Genomic DNA, 15,850 nt, shown 5'->3' on the forward strand with positions numbered 1-15,850 from the left:
AGCTTTTATTCCAAAGAACTGTGCTAAAATATTCTAAAAATAAGAAGCTCTATCGAAAAAGATAGAGCAAGATAATGAATTGAATATGCAAAATAAATCGACCCACGGAAAATAGCATCACAGTCGCAAATTGACTGCCTTCTTTGGTACCATTATACAAAAATAAGGTCGAGTTAAAGGTAAATCCTAATGCAAATCCGAGCATTTGCAAATCATGATAGGATTGAGCATAAAAATAAAGGGTTATGGCTAGTAATACCATAGACAAGACTGTCAAAACAAGTCTGAGCCCATTCATCTTTCTTGTTTTAAAATAACTAAATAAGGCTGCAACCAAGGTAACTAGCAGATAAATGACCATATAGGAAATGACAAGAATTTTCATCTAGCCCTCCAATTCACTTAAGTATTCATAACGCTCATATTTTTCCAATAGAGAATCATTTTTCTCATCCAACTCCTTTTGTAAGTCGGACAATTTTGTAAAATCACTTCCGCAAGTGAGCATTTCCGATTCAATCACCTGGATTCGATCTTCTAAACTAGTGATTTCATCTTCAATACTTGCCCATTCCTGCTTTTCAAAATAGGACATCCGCTTCTTGCTTGTCTTGACCTTTTCTGTTTTTTCCTTTGGCATTTCAAGCGAAATAGCAGAGCTGGAAGCCAGAAAGGCCTTCTCATCCAGATAGTCTGTGTAGTTGCCAAAGAAGGTTTCGATACCGCTATCTTCGAATGCCAAAATTTTATTGGCTACCTTATCTAGGAAATACCGATCATGGCTAACGGTAATCACTGGACCAGAAAAACCTTGTAAGAAATGTTCGAGTACTGTCAAGGTTGCAATATCCAAATCATTTGTTGGTTCATCTAAGAGAAGTACATTTGGTCGTTGCAAAAGAATTTTGAGTAAATAAAGCCGCTTCTTCTCCCCGCCTGACAACTTTTCGATCAGAGTGCCATGCATATTCCGCGGAAAGAGAAATTGTTCTAGGAGCTCCGCAATTGAGACCATGCCAGAACTTGTCTTAGCTTCTTCAGCCACTTCTTGCAAAAAATTGATAACACGTTTGCTTTCATCTAATCCTTTGATAGTTTGCGAGAAATAGCCGATTCGGATGGTTTCCCCAATGTCCACTTTTCCGCTATCTGCTTGTAACTCACCAGCAATCAGATTCAAAAGGGTGGATTTTCCTTTACCATTGTCTCCGACAATCCCAATGCGATCCTTATTTTGAATGAGTAAATTAAAGTCTGATAAAATGGGCTTATCTGGATACGAAAAGCTGACATGATCAAAGTTGATGACTTTTTTACCAATACGTGAAGTTTCAAAATTTAATTCCAACTCACTGTCATCTATTGACTGAGCTAAATCACCCTTTAGGTCATGAAAACGATTGATACGAGCTTGTTGCTTTGTTGCACGCGCTTGTGGCTGTCTTCGCATCCATGCCAGTTCCTGCTTGTACAATTGCTCTTTCTTATGGCGAAGAGCTGCGTCACGCTCATCCTGTTCAGCTTTTAAGCGCACATAATCTTGGTAATTTCCCTGATATTCAGTTAAATTTGCACGGTCTAGCTCAAAAATCCGTGTTGCAACATTGTCCAAGAAATAGCGATCATGGGTAATAAAGAGGACAGACTTTTTGGTATTTTTTAAAAACGTTGTTAACCACTCAATCGTATCAATATCTAAGTGGTTGGTAGGTTCATCGAGTAATAAAAGGTCTGCATGACCAAGAAGGACTTGGGCCAATTGAACACGTCTACGCAAACCACCTGAGAGTTCAGAAACAGTCTTATTTAACTCAGTAAGGCCTAACTTTGAAAGAACCGTTTTGACCTGACTTTCGATTTCCCAAGCATTTAATGCATCCATTTCAGTCATTACAATTTCTAACTTTGATTGACTTGCTTCATCATAATTCGACATGAGCATCTCGTACTCACGAATCAACTGCATTTCGCGTAAATCCGAAGATAAAACCGTATCTAAAACTGTTTTACTCTCATCAAAAACAGGCTCCTGAGTCAAATATGAAATTTTATATGTATTTTTTGTACGAAATGGAGATATATCCCCATCAAATCCAATTCGACCTGATAAGACATCCAAGAGAGTTGTTTTTCCAGTTCCATTGACCCCGATTATCCCAATGCGATCTCCTTGGTGAATAATGAAAGAAAGGTCAGAAAAGACCGTCTTATCTCCTACTGACTTGGTAAGATGTTCAACGATAAAATCACTCATTATCTAAGATTCCTTTCACAAATGTCATAATTTCTGCAGATGAATTAGCTAAGTTCCCCTCAACGATTTGGAATTCAATTTCTTTTAATAACTCACCTAGAACTGGCCCTGGTTTAAGACCAAATGCTTGCATGAGATGACCACCATTAACAACAATTTCGTGTCTATCATGTATTGTTAAAGATTGGTCAACTCTTTCTATTGCTTTGAAATCTGTAGAGAAACCTTGAGCTTGACGCAATTCCTCAACCAAATAGAGTAATTCTTTGCCATACTTGAAACAAATTTGTTTTGTGACAGTTCCTGCATGCCGCATGTGGTATATTTCTACTAATTGAATAACCGTCCGTTGAAAATCATTACTGGTCTTCCATTTTTTCAGGAAAGATTTGATATTTTCAATTTCCAAGCAAACAAAAAGCATGGCCCAAGCTTGTTCAGAAGTTGAAAATCGGAAAGCCTCATCTAAACGAGTTAACATGGTCTCTAACTGTTCACCTTTTCCTGCCAAATCAGGCAAGAACTGATAAGCCTTAGAATCTATCATCGCACGCAAGCCATTTCGCCAATAATCAGCGACCAGGAGCTTATCAAATTCGATAAAACTCCGTTCTACAGATATTTTTTCCAAGAGCGGTGCAGTATCTACCATTGCTTTAAAAGTCTTTTCCTCAATTTTAAAGTTCAGTGTTGCTGCGAAACGAAAGCCCCGCATGATTCGTAAGGCATCCTCATTAAAACGTTCAGACGGAATACCAACAGCCCGAAGTGTATGATTTTCTAGGTCAGAAAGCCCTTGAAATAGGTCAATGATTGTTGACTCCTCATCAAGAGCGAACGCATTCACAGTGAAATCACGGCGTTTCAAATCTTCTTCCAGGGAGCGCACAAAAGAAACCTGACTCGGTCGACGGAAGTCAACATAGTCCTCTTCTGTCCGGAAGGTGGTAATTTCATACTCTTTTTGTCCTTCCAAAACCAAGACTGTTCCATGTTCAATGCCAACGTCAAATGTGCGTGGAAAAATTTGCTTGGTCTCTTGCGGATAACTGGATGTGGCAATATCGACATCATGAATAGGCCTTCCAAGAATCGCGTCACGAACAGACCCTCCTACAAAATAGGCCTCATATCCAGCTGATTTAATTTTCTCTAAAATCGGCAAAGCCTCCTGAAACTCAGAAGGCAGATTGGTTAATTTCATAATAAGTGTTCCAAACCATAAACGAGTTGTGAGCGATGAACAACCTCTTTAATGCCAAGGTTAACACCACTCATAAAAGAAATACGATCGTATGAATCATGTCGAATTGTCAGACCCTCACCTTGTGCACCAAAGATGACCTCTTGGTGAGCGACCAATCCTGGTAAGCGAACGGAATGAATGCGGAACCCATCGAATGCTGCGCCACGAGCTCCAGCAATTAATTCTTCTTCATCTGCAACACCTTGAAGTAGGGTTGGCCGTACTTGAGAAATCAGTTCGGCTGTTTTTACAGCTGTACCACTTGGAGCATCTTTCTTCTTATCATGGTGAAGTTCAATAATTTCAAGATTAGGGAAATACTTAGCTGCTTGTGCGGCAAATTGCATTAACAAAATCGCTCCGATTGCAAAGTTTGGTGCAATCAATCCACCTAAACCTTTTTCAGCAGACAAAGCTGTCAACTCTTCAATTTCTTCCGAAGAAAATCCAGTCGTCCCAACGACAGGTGCAAACCCATTTTCTAAAGCAAAACGGGTATTTTCGTAAGCAAATTTTGGTGTCGTAAAGTCAACCCAAACATCCGCTTCCACACCCGCAACTTCTTCCTTGGTTTTGAAAACAGGAACACCATCAACTTCGGTCTCAGTTGCAAATGGATCTACTAAGGCAGCCAACGAGAGGTCTGCGTCACCATTGACCATTTCTACGGCTGTTGATCCCATTTTCCCTTTAAAACCAGCAATAATCACATTAATTGTCATAAGAACTCCTATTCAATAATGGGGGAAATACCAAAAGCAATGGCACCTTCGCCTAAATGAGTACCAATTACAGAACCAAATGTGACGATTGGTAACTCGCTAGTAACCCCAGCTTCTTCCAACAAATCCTTGAAATTATCTGCTTTTTCAGGAGCATTTGCATGAATAATAGCTAATTGATAGTGTCCATCCGCAGTTTTTTCCTGTAAAATTTCAAGAAGTCGTTTCACAGCCTTTTTCTCTGTACGAACTTTTTCGTATACTTCAATCTTCCCTTCGGAAGTAAAACAAAGAATTGGTTTGATACTCAAAAGATTTCCCAGAATCGCTGCAGCATTCGACAAGCGTCCCCCTTTTACCAAATGATCTAAATCATCTACCATAATAAAAGCAGAGGTTTGTTCGATTTGACAGTTAAGTTTTTCACAAATCGTCTCAAAATCCTGACCTGCATCAGCCCATCTGAGAACATTCTCTACCATCATGCCAAGCGGTGCAGAAGTAATTTTTGAATCTGGGAATGCAATGGTTAGATTTTCAAATTCATCAACCAAATACTGAATATTTTGATAAAAACCTGAAATTCCTGATGATAAAAACAGACCAATTGCATGAGTAAATCCTTGTTCCGATACTTGAGACAGGACTTCTTCCAATTTCATCAAACTTGGCTGACTCGTTTTTGGTAATTCTGCTGAAGCAGCCATTTTTTGATAGAATTCTGTTGCTGTTAAATTCTGTCCTTCTATATAAGACTCCCCATCAATCGTAACAGGAATGGGTAGAACAAAGACACGCTCATCAGAAATAATCGTTTCGCTTAAAACAGCCGAGCTGTCCGTAATAACTGCTATTTTCATTTAAATCTCCAAATTCACACCGGGTGCATCAAATGCAATTTCGGTTACATCATATGTCATTCTCTTTAAAATATCCAAAAGTGGTTCAACCAAGACACGCTTATCTTCGTTTGTAAATTCAGTTGGTTCTTCAACGAAACGGTTTTGCAAGTGAACACCTTGGCTCATCGCTCCAGAAATAACATGTTGATTCAATACAATCATAAATCGGAGAATTGTAATCATAGATGTTTTATTTTCCTCACGACTATGCTTGAGCAATTGAAAATCAACGTTCAATTTTGTCACTGGGACTCCATTTTCTTTTTCCCATTCGTAATTACGAGCATCAAAATGATATTGATTAACAAATTCTTTTTCGCGAATAATTTCCATCTTTTTTCTCCAATACACAGTAATAGAATTATTATACCATAGTTTGTGGTGAAAATGAAAAAAACCTTGTCAACAGACAAGGTTTTTATATTCTTATTTAGGTTGACGTAGTGCTCCGTAAAGGACACCTGAAACTACTGCACCGATTGCAACATAAGCAAGGTATAGAAATGGATTAGATGTAAGAGCAATTACGAAGATACCACCGTGTGGAGCCATCAATTGGATGCCTGACAAACCAACCAAGGCACCTGCAAGGGCAGAACCTGCGATAAAGCTTGGGATTGCACGAGCTGGGTCAGCAGCACCAAACGGAATCGCACCTTCAGTGATGAATGAAAGCCCCATAACAATGTTGGTCAAACCTGAGTTACGCTCTTCTTGTGTAAATTTGTCTTTGAAAAGAAGGGTTGCAACGAATACTGCCAATGGTGGAACCATACCACCAGCCATAACGGCAGCCATTGCAACTGAACCACCATTTGCGACAGTTGCTGCAAGTGTACCAGTACCAAATACATACGCTGCTTTATTGACAGGTCCACCCATGTCAACTGCCATCATTCCACCAAGAACAAGTCCAAGTAGAACAGCTGAACTACCTTCAAGACCAGATAGGAAGTTGTTCATACCTGTGTTGATAGCTGCCATTGGGATGTTAACGAAGAACATCAAGAAACCAGTGATTGCTGTACCTAAAAGTGGCAAGAGTAAGATAGCATTCAAACCTTGAAGGGATTTTGGAAGGTTGCGCAAAGCGTTGCGAAGAACGAGCACTACACCACCAGCAAGGAAACCACCGACAAGGGCACCCAAGAAACCAGATGATACACCAGCAAGAGCAAGGGTTTCTTCACCACCAGCTGCATAAGAAATTTTACCGAAAGCAAGACCACTGTTGGCAATAGCACCAGCTACAAAACCTGCAACCAAACCTGGTTTTTCAGCGATTGAGTAAGCAATGTAACCTGCAAGAAGTGGTAACATGAAGCCGAAGGCTGCTCCACCAATCTTCATAAACATGGAGGCTAATTCATTGTAAGAACCAAGACTACTTAAGCTATCATTAGGAACACCAAGTAAGTTATCGACTAAGAAGGCTAAAGCAATCAGGATGCCACCACCGATAACGAATGGCAACATTTGAGATACACCGCTCATCAAGTGCTTATAGAAAGCTTTACCAAGACTAAGTTTTTCTGAAGATTCCACAGTAGCTACTCCTTCTGATGCTGTATAAGCTGATGCTTTACCTTCCAAGATAAGGTTAATCAATTCTTCTGGCTGTTTGATACCAGCTGCAACTGGGCGAGATACCAATGGCTTACCATTGAAACGCGGCATATCGACAGCCTTATCTGCTGCGATGATGACACCTGCAGCATTCTTGATATCTTCAGCAGTTAATTTGTTACCCACACCTGAGGCACCATTTGTTTCAACTTTGATATCAACTCCCATTTCTGCTGCTTGCTTCTTAAGAGCTTCTTCCGCCATATATGTGTGGGCAATACCTGTTGTACATGCAGTAACAGCAACGATAAATGGACGGTCACCACTTGGTGCTGCAACTACTTCTTCAGCAGCCTTATCTGTTGCTTCGGCTTCGTCAAAGACTGCAATGACATCTTCTGGACTAGATACACTACGAAGTTTGTCAGCAAAACCTGGTTTCATCAAGTATTTAGATAATTCAGCAAGAGCAGCCAAGTGAGTATCGTTAGCACCTTCTGGCGCTGCAATCATAAAGAACAAGTCAGTAGGTTGACCATCAAGACTTGCATAGTCAACGCCTTTATTTGATTTTGCAAAGAGAACAGTCGCTTCTTTTACAGCAGCATTCTTAGCGTGTGGCATTGCGATACCGTCCCCAAGACCTGTTGTCGTTTGTGCTTCACGGTTCATAATACCTGTTTTGAATACGTCAAAATCCGTTACATAACCTTTATCAACTAAGCTAGTAATCATTTCATCGATAACTGCTTCCTTGCTTGTCGCTTGCAAATCAAGCAACATGACATCTTTTCTCAAAACGTCTTGAATTTTCATAGTGTTTCTACCTCAACTTTTTCATAAGTTTCCTTAATAAATTCGATACTTGCCAGATCATCTGAAAAGGCTGTTGCCGTACCGCAAGCAACTCCCCATTTAAGGGCTTCGATTGGGTCTTGTGAGCGAACATATTCACCTGTAAAACCTGCCACCATTGAATCTCCAGCTCCGACAGAGTTTTTCACTGTACCCTTAATTGGTTTAGCAAAGTAAGTAGCTGCTGGAGTGACCAACAAAGCACCATCACCAGCCATAGAAATGATCACATTCTGAGCCCCCATGTCTAAGATTTTCTTAGCATAGGTCTCGATGTCGGCAATGCCACTCAATTCGACATTGAAGATTGCTTCAAGTTCATGGTTGTTTGGCTTGACCAATAGTGGTTGGTGTGACAGTGAGTCAAGAAGTGTTTGACCTTCAAAGTCACAGACAACCTGTGCCCCTGTTTCCCTCACCACTGGAATTAATCGGTTATATACTTCGTTACCAAGGCTTGCCGGTGCAGAACCTGCAAATACAACAATGTCGTCTTTGGTAAGACCTGCAAGAATCATCTCTAATTCTGCCAACTGTAAATCTGTCACGACTGGTCCCAATCCATTGATTTCAGTTTCTTGATCAGCCTTGATTTTTACATTTATCCTTGTATCTTGATCTACTTGAACAAAATCAGTTTCAATCCCTTCGGCTACCAATCCATCCTCAATAAATTGACCTGTAAAGCCTCCAAGAAAGCCAGTTGCTGTATTGGAATACCCTAAACGCTTTAAGACACGACTAACATTAATTCCTTTACCACCAGCATACTTATCATCGCTCTCCATACGATTGACACTGCCTGTTTCAACATGCTCTAAACGAACAATATAGTCAATAGCTGGATTGAGCGTAACTGTATAAATCATACCTCGATAACCCTCGTTTTCTCTTTTATTATATCCAATAAACTGCTTTCTGATGTTTGGCAGATAATGTTGGCTTTTTCGATTGCAGCAACCTTCACAAAGGAAAATTGTCCAATTTTAGATGCATCCACAAGTACATAACTTTCTTTTGCGTTATCAATAACAGTCCTTTTTATCGTTGCCTCTTCAACATCTGGTGTTGTCAAGTAGTGTTTGTCAATACCATTCATACCAAGAAATGCCTTGTCAAAATTGAGTTGCCGTATTTGATCTATTGCTACCGCACCAACGGAAGCATCTGTTGATTGCTTGACAAACCCACCAATAATAATGGTTTTTATCTTGCGTTCAACCAACTTAACCGCGTGATGAATCGAATTTGTCACAACTGTAAGATTCTCTTGATGAAGATAGTCAATCAGCAGTCCTGTAGTGGTTCCGGCGTCTAAAAAGATTACATCGCCATCTCCAATTAGCTGAACTGCTCGTTCAGCAATCTCTCGTTTTTCTTGAACGTTTTTGACAGATTTTTCCAGTATCGATTCTTCTAACTGTAAATTGCTTGTTGATTCAGCTCCTCCGTGCACACGTCTCAGTTTCCCCTCATTCTCTAATTCATCTAAATCCCTACGAACAGTGGACTCAGACGTTTCGAGAATCTCAACCAACTCTTCCAAACGAACATACTGTTGTGTTTGTATTCGCTCTAAAATGAGTTGTTTTCGTTCTGATTTGAGTATGTTTAACACCTCCTGCAATCGTTTACAAAATCTATTATACACGAAAAATTTATCCTGTCAATCATTTTCTATCAAATCCCATCAAAAAACTTCAATTTTTAAATTTTGAAAAAATTCATGAACTAAAAATCAATGAAAATAAAAAGTAACCTAGCTTCACCTATCTGGAAGATAAGTGAATGTTGGAAATATAGAGAACTGTGTTGGCGTCATTAAGCCGACGATGTTACTCTGTCACTTTCCCATTTCAAGGTAGCAGGCTGAAAAGCTGCACTTAATCTTTTCACTCATCAAGGCACTTGACAGGGATATTTTTTCATTTTCAAAGAGTATAAATGGTTCCTATTATTTTATTATGACGAAAAAAAACGATCCATCAAACGATGAATCAGTCTTATACTTTTTCTCTATATCATTAAATATTAAACAGAAGATCTACTATTCGGCAGTGGCAATGTTACGTATCATTTCTTTCATCATTTCCATCTCTTCTTTTCTGCCAATAGCCATTCGAATATGGTTGGACAATTTTCCACTTGGATAATACTTAAAATTCCACTCTTTTTCCAAGGCATATTTATGCAATTCTTGAGCCCATGGTGCAGAAAAAGTTACAAAGTTGGTTTGACTTGCCAGAACACAACAGTTTGGCATTGTTTCCAAAAATTCAATAAATGTTGCACGACTACTTTTTATTTCCTGGATTTTTTCTTGAACCAAGACAGTATATCCAAGGGCCATTGTCCCTATTTTAGCTGTCAGGTTTGGCACACTGTAAGGAGGAATAACCCGATTTAATTCAAAAATAAGTTGCTCGTCTGCAACTGCAAATCCAAGGCGGACACCTGCTAAACCAAAGGCTTTTGATAAGGTTCGAAGAACAATCAGATTCTTATATTGGTTTATGCGGTTAACAAAACTAGTTGTGTCAGAAAATTCTATGTAAGCTTCATCGATCACGACTAAGCCATCAAAATTGCGTATGAGTTCTTCGACCTCTTTTTCATCAAATACCACTGAAGAAGGATTATTCGGATTAGAAAACATAATCATTTTCGCTCCTACAAGGTTCGCATAAGCTAGTATATCATCAGCTTTCAGACGAAGTGTTTCTCCGTCACTAGGCAATTCATATTGTTTGAATCGGCTACCATGTAACTGATTGTAAACTTCATACATAAAGAAATCAGGATCGATAGTTAAAAAGACTTCATCCACTTTCAGAACCCCTGTAATCAGCATATGGATGATGAAATCTGATCCAACCCCAACCGTCAATTGCTGAGGCTGCACCCCAAGATAGGCCGCATAAGTCTCAATCAATTCAGCATACCGATTATCTCCGTAGAAAGATAACTCACCAGCTGTAACAGCCTCCAAGGCCTCCTGTAAGAGAAAAGACCAATCAATCAGTCGATTCTCATTATCACCTAAATTGTACTTTGCCTGACCTGGCAATTTATAGGGCTCTAAATTTTCTATATCAGTTCTAAATAAGTTCATTTTTCTCCTACTTTCTATTGTTTTGAACCTATCACATACTTGAGTTCGTTAAAAAGCCTCAGGCCCTGAAAGAAAATTCTCGACAGTTACTATGATACTCTTCGAATAGTAGCAATGATAGATACAAACAAATAACTGATAAAATATCCCTACTGAACCGTTCGTTTTTCTACAATATGCATACGAATGTTTAAGGAAATACCACAGACAAAAATACCAACTATCAAACCAACCCAGTAAGCCTTAGGCCCTAAATCTGTCGTGCCTTCTAGTAAATATGCAATTGGAAACGTCAATGACCAAAAAGAAATGAGGCCAAGTAAAAATGGGACAGTTGTGTCTTTGTATCCGCGCAGAATTCCCTGAATCGGAGCTGTAAACGCATCTGCTAACTGGAAGAATAAAGCAAAAACTAAAAAATCTGCTGTTAATCGGATAAACTCAGGATCTTGACCATACCAACCCGCCACCATCTGCCGATTAAAATAGAGGAATGTTAGGGTTAAACCAGCAAATAAAATGGCAGTCAAACGACCGATAACAGCATACTGTCGCGCCGCTTGAGGCCGGTTTGCACCTATTTCATATGAAATCACAATCGGTAAGGCCATAGAGATACTAACTGGAAAAGCATATAACAAGGTCGCAAAATTCATCGCAGACTGGTGAGCAGCAATAACCTGAGAAGAAAATTTTGCCATTTGTAAACCGACAACTGCAAAAATAGCAACTTCAGCAAAGACTTGCAAACCAATTGGAAGACCCAATTTTAACCCAGCTTTTAAGAGGGGGGATTGAACAGGGCTCCATTTCCACAGTTGATACGAAGCGATACGCTTATTTTTAAGCATGACTAAGATAATGACCACTAGGACAGCCCAATAGGCTAAAGCAGTTCCCAACCCAGCTCCTGCCCCGCCCAAAGTCGGGAATCCCAGCTTACCATAAATAAATAGATAATTAAATAAGCTATTAAAGGGAACTAGCAATAACATTAAATTCATGGACAAGCGTGTCATCCCTAATGCATCGAAAAATGAACGACAGACACTAAAGAGTAAAAGAGGCAAAATTCCAATTGAAATATAGTTAAGATACGATTTTGCTATAGACTCTACCTCAGCGTCCAAGTGCAAGAGACCAAGAACCGGAGCCGCAGCAAACTTTATCAATACAAACAAGATGACTGCCAAACCAAGAGCTAGATAAACAAATTGGTGGAATTCCTCTCTGATTTTATCACGGTTTCCCCGCCCTAAGTGATGACCAATAATAGGTACCATAGCGGAAACAATTCCTGTTAGAAAAGAGAAAAACGGATTCCAAAGACTTGTTGCCATAGAAACTCCTGCCAAATCAAGGGTCCGATATTGACCGGTCATCATAGTATCAATAAAAGATGCAGAAAAATTTGCAAATTGATATATGAGAATGGGGAGAAAAATCTTTAAAAATAGAAGAAACTTATCTTTTCGAGTGTGAGTTGGATACATAATGATTCCTTTTTCATTCTAAGGCACCTTTTAAATAAATACAATTGACTTGATTATCAAACTGTCAACGGGTACCTCTATTATTGTAACAGGACTGAAAGCATTCTGCAAACAAAGAAAGGACCTGCATTGCAAGTCCAATGGAATTATAAGGAATCACCGTTCCAAATTGAATTTTTTACTACAACATAATCCACATGTTTTAAGCTTGTGAGATCACGTCCACCAGCATAAGAAATAGAAGATTGCAAATCTTGCTCCATTTCAATCAGAGTATCTTTCAAGTGACCTTTAGCTGGCAATAAAATTTTCTTACCCTCAACGTTTTTATAAGCACCTTTTTGGTATTCAGAAGCAGAACCATAGTACTCTTTAAACTTCTCACCATCTACTTCAACTGTTTTTCCTGGGCTTTCGATATGTCCTGCAAAAAGCGAACCAATCATGACCATACTTGCCCCGAAACGGATGGATTTAGCAATATCTCCGTGGGTACGGATACCGCCGTCCGCAATGATTGGTTTACGAGCTGCTTTTGCACACCAACGTAGGGCAGCCAATTGCCAACCACCTGTACCAAAACCAGTTTTAACTTTAGTAATACATACCTTCCCTGGGCCGATACCAACTTTTGTGGCATCTGCACCAGCATTTTCCAATTCACGAACTGCTTCTGGTGTGCCAACATTTCCAGCAATCACAAATGTTTCTGGCAATTCTTTTTTAATATGCTGAATCATATTTATCACACTATCAGCATGACCATGAGCAATATCAATGGTAATAAACTCAGGAGCATCTGCTTTCAAACTGGATACAAAGTCATATTCATATTCTTTTACACCAACAGAGATAGAAGCTATCAAGCCCTGTTCATGCATGCGTTTGATAAATGGAAGACGGCCAGCTTCATCGAAACGGTGCATAATATAGAAATAACCATCCTTTGCTAACATCTCTGCAACATCTTCATCTATTATCGTCTGCATATTGGCCGGAACTACAGGTAACTTAAAGCTGTATTTTCCCAGAGTTACACTCGTATCTGCCTCTGAACGACTATTGATAATACATTTATTTGGGATAAGCTGAATATCTTCGTAGTCAAAAATCGGAGTCTCGTTAATCATAATCGCACCTCTATTTTCATATAATTTTCAAAAAAAAACGACAAATTTTCGTAATTAAACGAATTCACATGTATTATTATAGCTTATTGTTTGGTTTTTGTCAATAACAACCAAGAAAATTGGTTAATCATTCGTATATTCAGTTGCTTTTTATTTTTCTGATAAATAAGTATAGGGATTGTTCAGATTTTAAGAAAGATTTCTAGTGTTTTCGAAAAAAATATTCTGAATTTACCATTTATTTCTGTCTCAAAAACGAAAAAAATCTCCAAAAACTGAAGATTTTTTAATCAAATTCATATAATTGCGGATATTTGTGACACTCAGGATTCTTTGGATGGCATACTTCTCTTCCAAAATAAATCATCGCCTGATGAGCTGGAAGCCATCGTTCAGGTGGTAAAACCTCCATAACCCGCTTTTCTGTTTCTAAAGGTGTTGCAGATTTTTTCACAATATCATGGTGTTTGCAGATGCGTCCTACATGGGTATCGACAGCAAACGCTGGAATCCCAAATCCGACACTCAAAACTACGTTAGCAGTTTTTCGGCCCACACCTGCCAGCGCCTCCAATTCCTCACGTGTTTGAGGAACCACCCCATCATGACGATCCATCAACTGCTGGGCACATTCTTTTAAGAACTTTGCCTTATTTCGATACAAACCCAAGCGAGAAATAAAGGGTTCAATATCCTCCACATTCGCAGCTGCCATTGCTTGAGGGGTTGGAAAAACAGCAAACAAACCTGGAGTAGCTTTATTTACAGCAGCATCAGTCGTTTGAGCAGAAAGTAGTACAGCGCACAACAATTCGAAATGGTTCCGAAAATCCAAACTAGGTTTGGCATCAGGATAGAGTGCAATAATTTCTTCAATAACTTTTCTAGCACGTTTTTTTGATAATACCATAAAACCATTATAACATACGATAAATGAGAAACGAAATCAGAATGCCTAAGGTGTTAACATCCTTTCGATGGAAACTTGATACTAACTATCTAAGCACCTTCCAGTATCTTACGAACAGTGTGAATTTGTGAAATTGGAACTGCAACAAGCAAGGAATCACCCATAAAAAGTTGGCTATTTCCTTTCACAATCCTAGACTTTCCGTGATGAATTTGACTGGTAATCAAGCATGAATCCGGCAAATATAACTCACTTACAAAGGTTTGATCCAAAGTTTCGTTGACAACAACCTCTATTAAGGTCATATGTTCTTGCTGTTCTACCTCTTCTGGCAGAATTTTTTCCAACATCGCTTCGTAGACGGGCGCGCCACCTAAGAGGTCCATTATCACATAGGAACTCAAAGCCACCAACCCAATGACCATCAATTGATTCAAACTTCCTACCATTTCAGTTACTAAAATAATAGCAGTTAGAGGGGCTTTGGAAATCGCTGAAAAGAAGCCTGCCATCCCTAATACAATAAACAATAGCATCTGGTCCTGACTGATGAAACCAATATCAAGGAAGAACCGTGCAACAAATAGTCCAAGAAGACTTCCTAAGGTTAATATAGGCAAAAAGATACCCCCTGGTAGACCAGAACCATAAGAAATCATACTCCATACAAATCGTATTAAAATCAAGATTACTAATGTCAGTAGCCCTTGATCCAAATGTGGAAGCTCTAAAATCAAATGATGCCCACCACCTAATAGGTTAGGGAAATAATAACCAATCGGTATGATGAACAAAAAGGCAAATACACTATAATACGGAGCTGGGAGAGGAATGATTTTTGCAAGCAGAGTATAGAAAACTTGTATGTTGAGGATAACAACTTCATATACATATCCAGCAAGTCCAAGGAAAATACCAAGTAAGATATAAATCCAATATTGGTCAAGAGATAAAAGTTGTAAATCTTCCGGCATGTGCAAAACTGGTGTTAATCCAAAAACATGTAAAGAAATAAAGTTTGCAGTGATACTGGCAGCTAAGGCTGAGACCCAAACCAGCCGTGAAAACTGATGATAGACTTCCTCTACAACAAATAAAAGTCCAGCGATTGGGGCATTGAAAGCTGCTGCCAAACCAGCCGCGGCACCACTAGCAATTAAACTCCTTCTTTCCATTTCACTGGATTTAAGAAGAACTGATACACCTTTAGCTGTTACAGCACCTAGTTGAATACTGGGACCTTCTCGACCTAGCATTAAGCCTGATGCAATGGATAAAACGCCACCGATAAATTTTTTCCAAAGAACTGACCACCAACTTAAATCCATCAATCCTTTTAGTTCCGCTTCAACTTGAGGAATTCCGGAACCTTTTGCATTGGGTTCGTCCTTAATCAAGTGGCCAACAAGTAAAGCTATAACCAGATAAAGCCCTCCAATAAGAAGTAAATAGATTGGATTGTCTGTTGCCAGAGAATAGAGGTGTGTAAAGACAACAAATAGTTTTTCAATGGCTAAACGAAATACAACAACCACTAGACCAGCCGCAATACCAACTATACTACCACGCAGAACCGAATATAGGATTGATTGCGAAATAAAACTAACTTCTTTCCGGTGATTTTCCATTGGAATTCCTTTTCCCTTCTTTCTATAGCATA

General features: G+C 39.2%; 14 protein-coding genes. All 14 read right to left on the minus strand.

Annotated features, from left to right (window positions below; all coding sequences use genetic code 11):
- Positions 1–49: 49 nt before the first annotated feature.
- The 14 genes from L6410_RS05595 to L6410_RS05660 all read right to left on the minus strand — a co-directional run bounded on the left by L6410_RS05595 (position 50) and on the right by L6410_RS05660 (position 15,818).
- On the minus strand, positions 50–385 hold the full coding sequence (locus tag L6410_RS05595) for a hypothetical protein (RefSeq protein ID WP_160863524.1): 336 nt from the start codon (positions 383–385) through the stop codon (positions 50–52).
- A complete protein-coding gene (locus L6410_RS05600; protein ID WP_237395069.1) occupies positions 386–2,254 on the minus strand; it encodes an ABC-F family ATP-binding cassette domain-containing protein in 1,869 nt (622 codons plus the stop codon).
- Entirely contained in the window at positions 2,247–3,458 is a 1,212-nt protein-coding gene (locus L6410_RS05605) for a CCA tRNA nucleotidyltransferase (protein WP_160863526.1), read from the minus strand. Before L6410_RS05605 ends, L6410_RS05600 begins: the two co-directional genes overlap by 8 nt.
- A complete protein-coding gene (gene dapB / locus L6410_RS05610) occupies positions 3,455–4,222 on the minus strand; it encodes a 4-hydroxy-tetrahydrodipicolinate reductase (protein ID WP_237395070.1) in 768 nt (255 codons plus the stop codon). The genes L6410_RS05605 and dapB overlap by 4 nt, the downstream gene beginning before the upstream one ends.
- Before the next feature lie 8 nt (positions 4,223–4,230).
- The gene (locus L6410_RS05615; protein ID WP_237395071.1) at positions 4,231–5,082 is read right to left on the minus strand and encodes a DegV family protein; all 852 of its coding nucleotides are present in this window, start codon (positions 5,080–5,082) and stop codon (positions 4,231–4,233) included.
- Entirely contained in the window at positions 5,083–5,457 is a 375-nt protein-coding gene (locus L6410_RS05620; RefSeq protein ID WP_237395072.1) for a DUF1149 family protein, read from the minus strand.
- Positions 5,458–5,550: 93 nt separating this feature from the next.
- Entirely contained in the window at positions 5,551–7,506 is a 1,956-nt protein-coding gene (locus L6410_RS05625) for a PTS fructose transporter subunit IIABC (RefSeq protein ID WP_237395073.1), read from the minus strand.
- On the minus strand, positions 7,503–8,414 hold the full coding sequence (pfkB, locus tag L6410_RS05630) for a 1-phosphofructokinase (protein ID WP_237395074.1): 912 nt from the start codon (positions 8,412–8,414) through the stop codon (positions 7,503–7,505). Before pfkB ends, L6410_RS05625 begins: the two co-directional genes overlap by 4 nt.
- The gene (locus L6410_RS05635; protein ID WP_336512760.1) at positions 8,411–9,163 is read right to left on the minus strand and encodes a DeoR/GlpR family DNA-binding transcription regulator; all 753 of its coding nucleotides are present in this window, start codon (positions 9,161–9,163) and stop codon (positions 8,411–8,413) included. Before L6410_RS05635 ends, pfkB begins: the two co-directional genes overlap by 4 nt.
- Positions 9,164–9,592: 429 nt before the next feature.
- Positions 9,593–10,657 carry a pyridoxal phosphate-dependent aminotransferase gene (locus tag L6410_RS05640; protein WP_237395076.1) on the minus strand — a complete coding sequence of 355 codons (1,065 nt, stop codon included), beginning with the start codon at positions 10,655–10,657 and terminating at the stop codon, positions 9,593–9,595.
- A gap of 149 nt (positions 10,658–10,806) precedes the next feature.
- On the minus strand, positions 10,807–12,150 hold the full coding sequence (locus L6410_RS05645) for an MATE family efflux transporter (RefSeq protein ID WP_024396529.1): 1,344 nt from the start codon (positions 12,148–12,150) through the stop codon (positions 10,807–10,809).
- Between the two features lie 146 nt (positions 12,151–12,296).
- Positions 12,297–13,280: a GMP reductase gene (gene guaC, locus L6410_RS05650; RefSeq protein WP_024392222.1), complete on the minus strand. Its 984-nt coding sequence runs from the start codon at positions 13,278–13,280 to the stop codon at positions 12,297–12,299.
- Between the two features lie 286 nt (positions 13,281–13,566).
- A complete protein-coding gene (nth, locus tag L6410_RS05655; protein WP_024392223.1) occupies positions 13,567–14,190 on the minus strand; it encodes an endonuclease III in 624 nt (207 codons plus the stop codon).
- An 89-nt stretch (positions 14,191–14,279) separates the two neighbouring features.
- On the minus strand, positions 14,280–15,818 hold the full coding sequence (locus L6410_RS05660; RefSeq protein WP_237395077.1) for a ClC family H(+)/Cl(-) exchange transporter: 1,539 nt from the start codon (positions 15,816–15,818) through the stop codon (positions 14,280–14,282).
- Between the last annotated feature and the right edge of the window lie 32 nt (positions 15,819–15,850).

Source organism: Streptococcus parasuis (assembly GCF_021654455.1).
GTDB classification, from domain to species: Bacteria; Bacillota; Bacilli; order Lactobacillales; family Streptococcaceae; genus Streptococcus; species Streptococcus parasuis.

Excerpts from the sequence above, each read along its gene's own strand:
- L6410_RS05595 (WP_160863524.1), bottom strand. The coding sequence starts at position 385 with ATGAAAATTCTTGTCATTTCCTATATGGTCATTTATCTGCTAGTTACC.
- L6410_RS05600 (WP_237395069.1), bottom strand. The coding sequence starts at position 2,254 with ATGAGTGATTTTATCGTTGAACATCTTACCAAGTCAGTAGGAGATAAG.
- L6410_RS05605 (WP_160863526.1), bottom strand. The coding sequence starts at position 3,458 with ATGAAATTAACCAATCTGCCTTCTGAGTTTCAGGAGGCTTTGCCGATT.
- dapB (WP_237395070.1), bottom strand. The coding sequence starts at position 4,222 with ATGACAATTAATGTGATTATTGCTGGTTTTAAAGGGAAAATGGGATCA.
- L6410_RS05615 (WP_237395071.1), bottom strand. The coding sequence starts at position 5,082 with ATGAAAATAGCAGTTATTACGGACAGCTCGGCTGTTTTAAGCGAAACG.
- L6410_RS05620 (WP_237395072.1), bottom strand. The coding sequence starts at position 5,457 with ATGGAAATTATTCGCGAAAAAGAATTTGTTAATCAATATCATTTTGAT.
- L6410_RS05625 (WP_237395073.1), bottom strand. The coding sequence starts at position 7,506 with ATGAAAATTCAAGACGTTTTGAGAAAAGATGTCATGTTGCTTGATTTG.
- pfkB (WP_237395074.1), bottom strand. The coding sequence starts at position 8,414 with ATGATTTATACAGTTACGCTCAATCCAGCTATTGACTATATTGTTCGT.
- L6410_RS05640 (WP_237395076.1), bottom strand. The coding sequence starts at position 10,657 with ATGAACTTATTTAGAACTGATATAGAAAATTTAGAGCCCTATAAATTG.
- L6410_RS05645 (WP_024396529.1), bottom strand. The coding sequence starts at position 12,150 with ATGTATCCAACTCACACTCGAAAAGATAAGTTTCTTCTATTTTTAAAG.
- guaC (WP_024392222.1), bottom strand. The coding sequence starts at position 13,280 with ATGATTAACGAGACTCCGATTTTTGACTACGAAGATATTCAGCTTATC.
- nth (WP_024392223.1), bottom strand. The coding sequence starts at position 14,190 with ATGGTATTATCAAAAAAACGTGCTAGAAAAGTTATTGAAGAAATTATT.
- L6410_RS05660 (WP_237395077.1), bottom strand. The coding sequence starts at position 15,818 with ATGGAAAATCACCGGAAAGAAGTTAGTTTTATTTCGCAATCAATCCTA.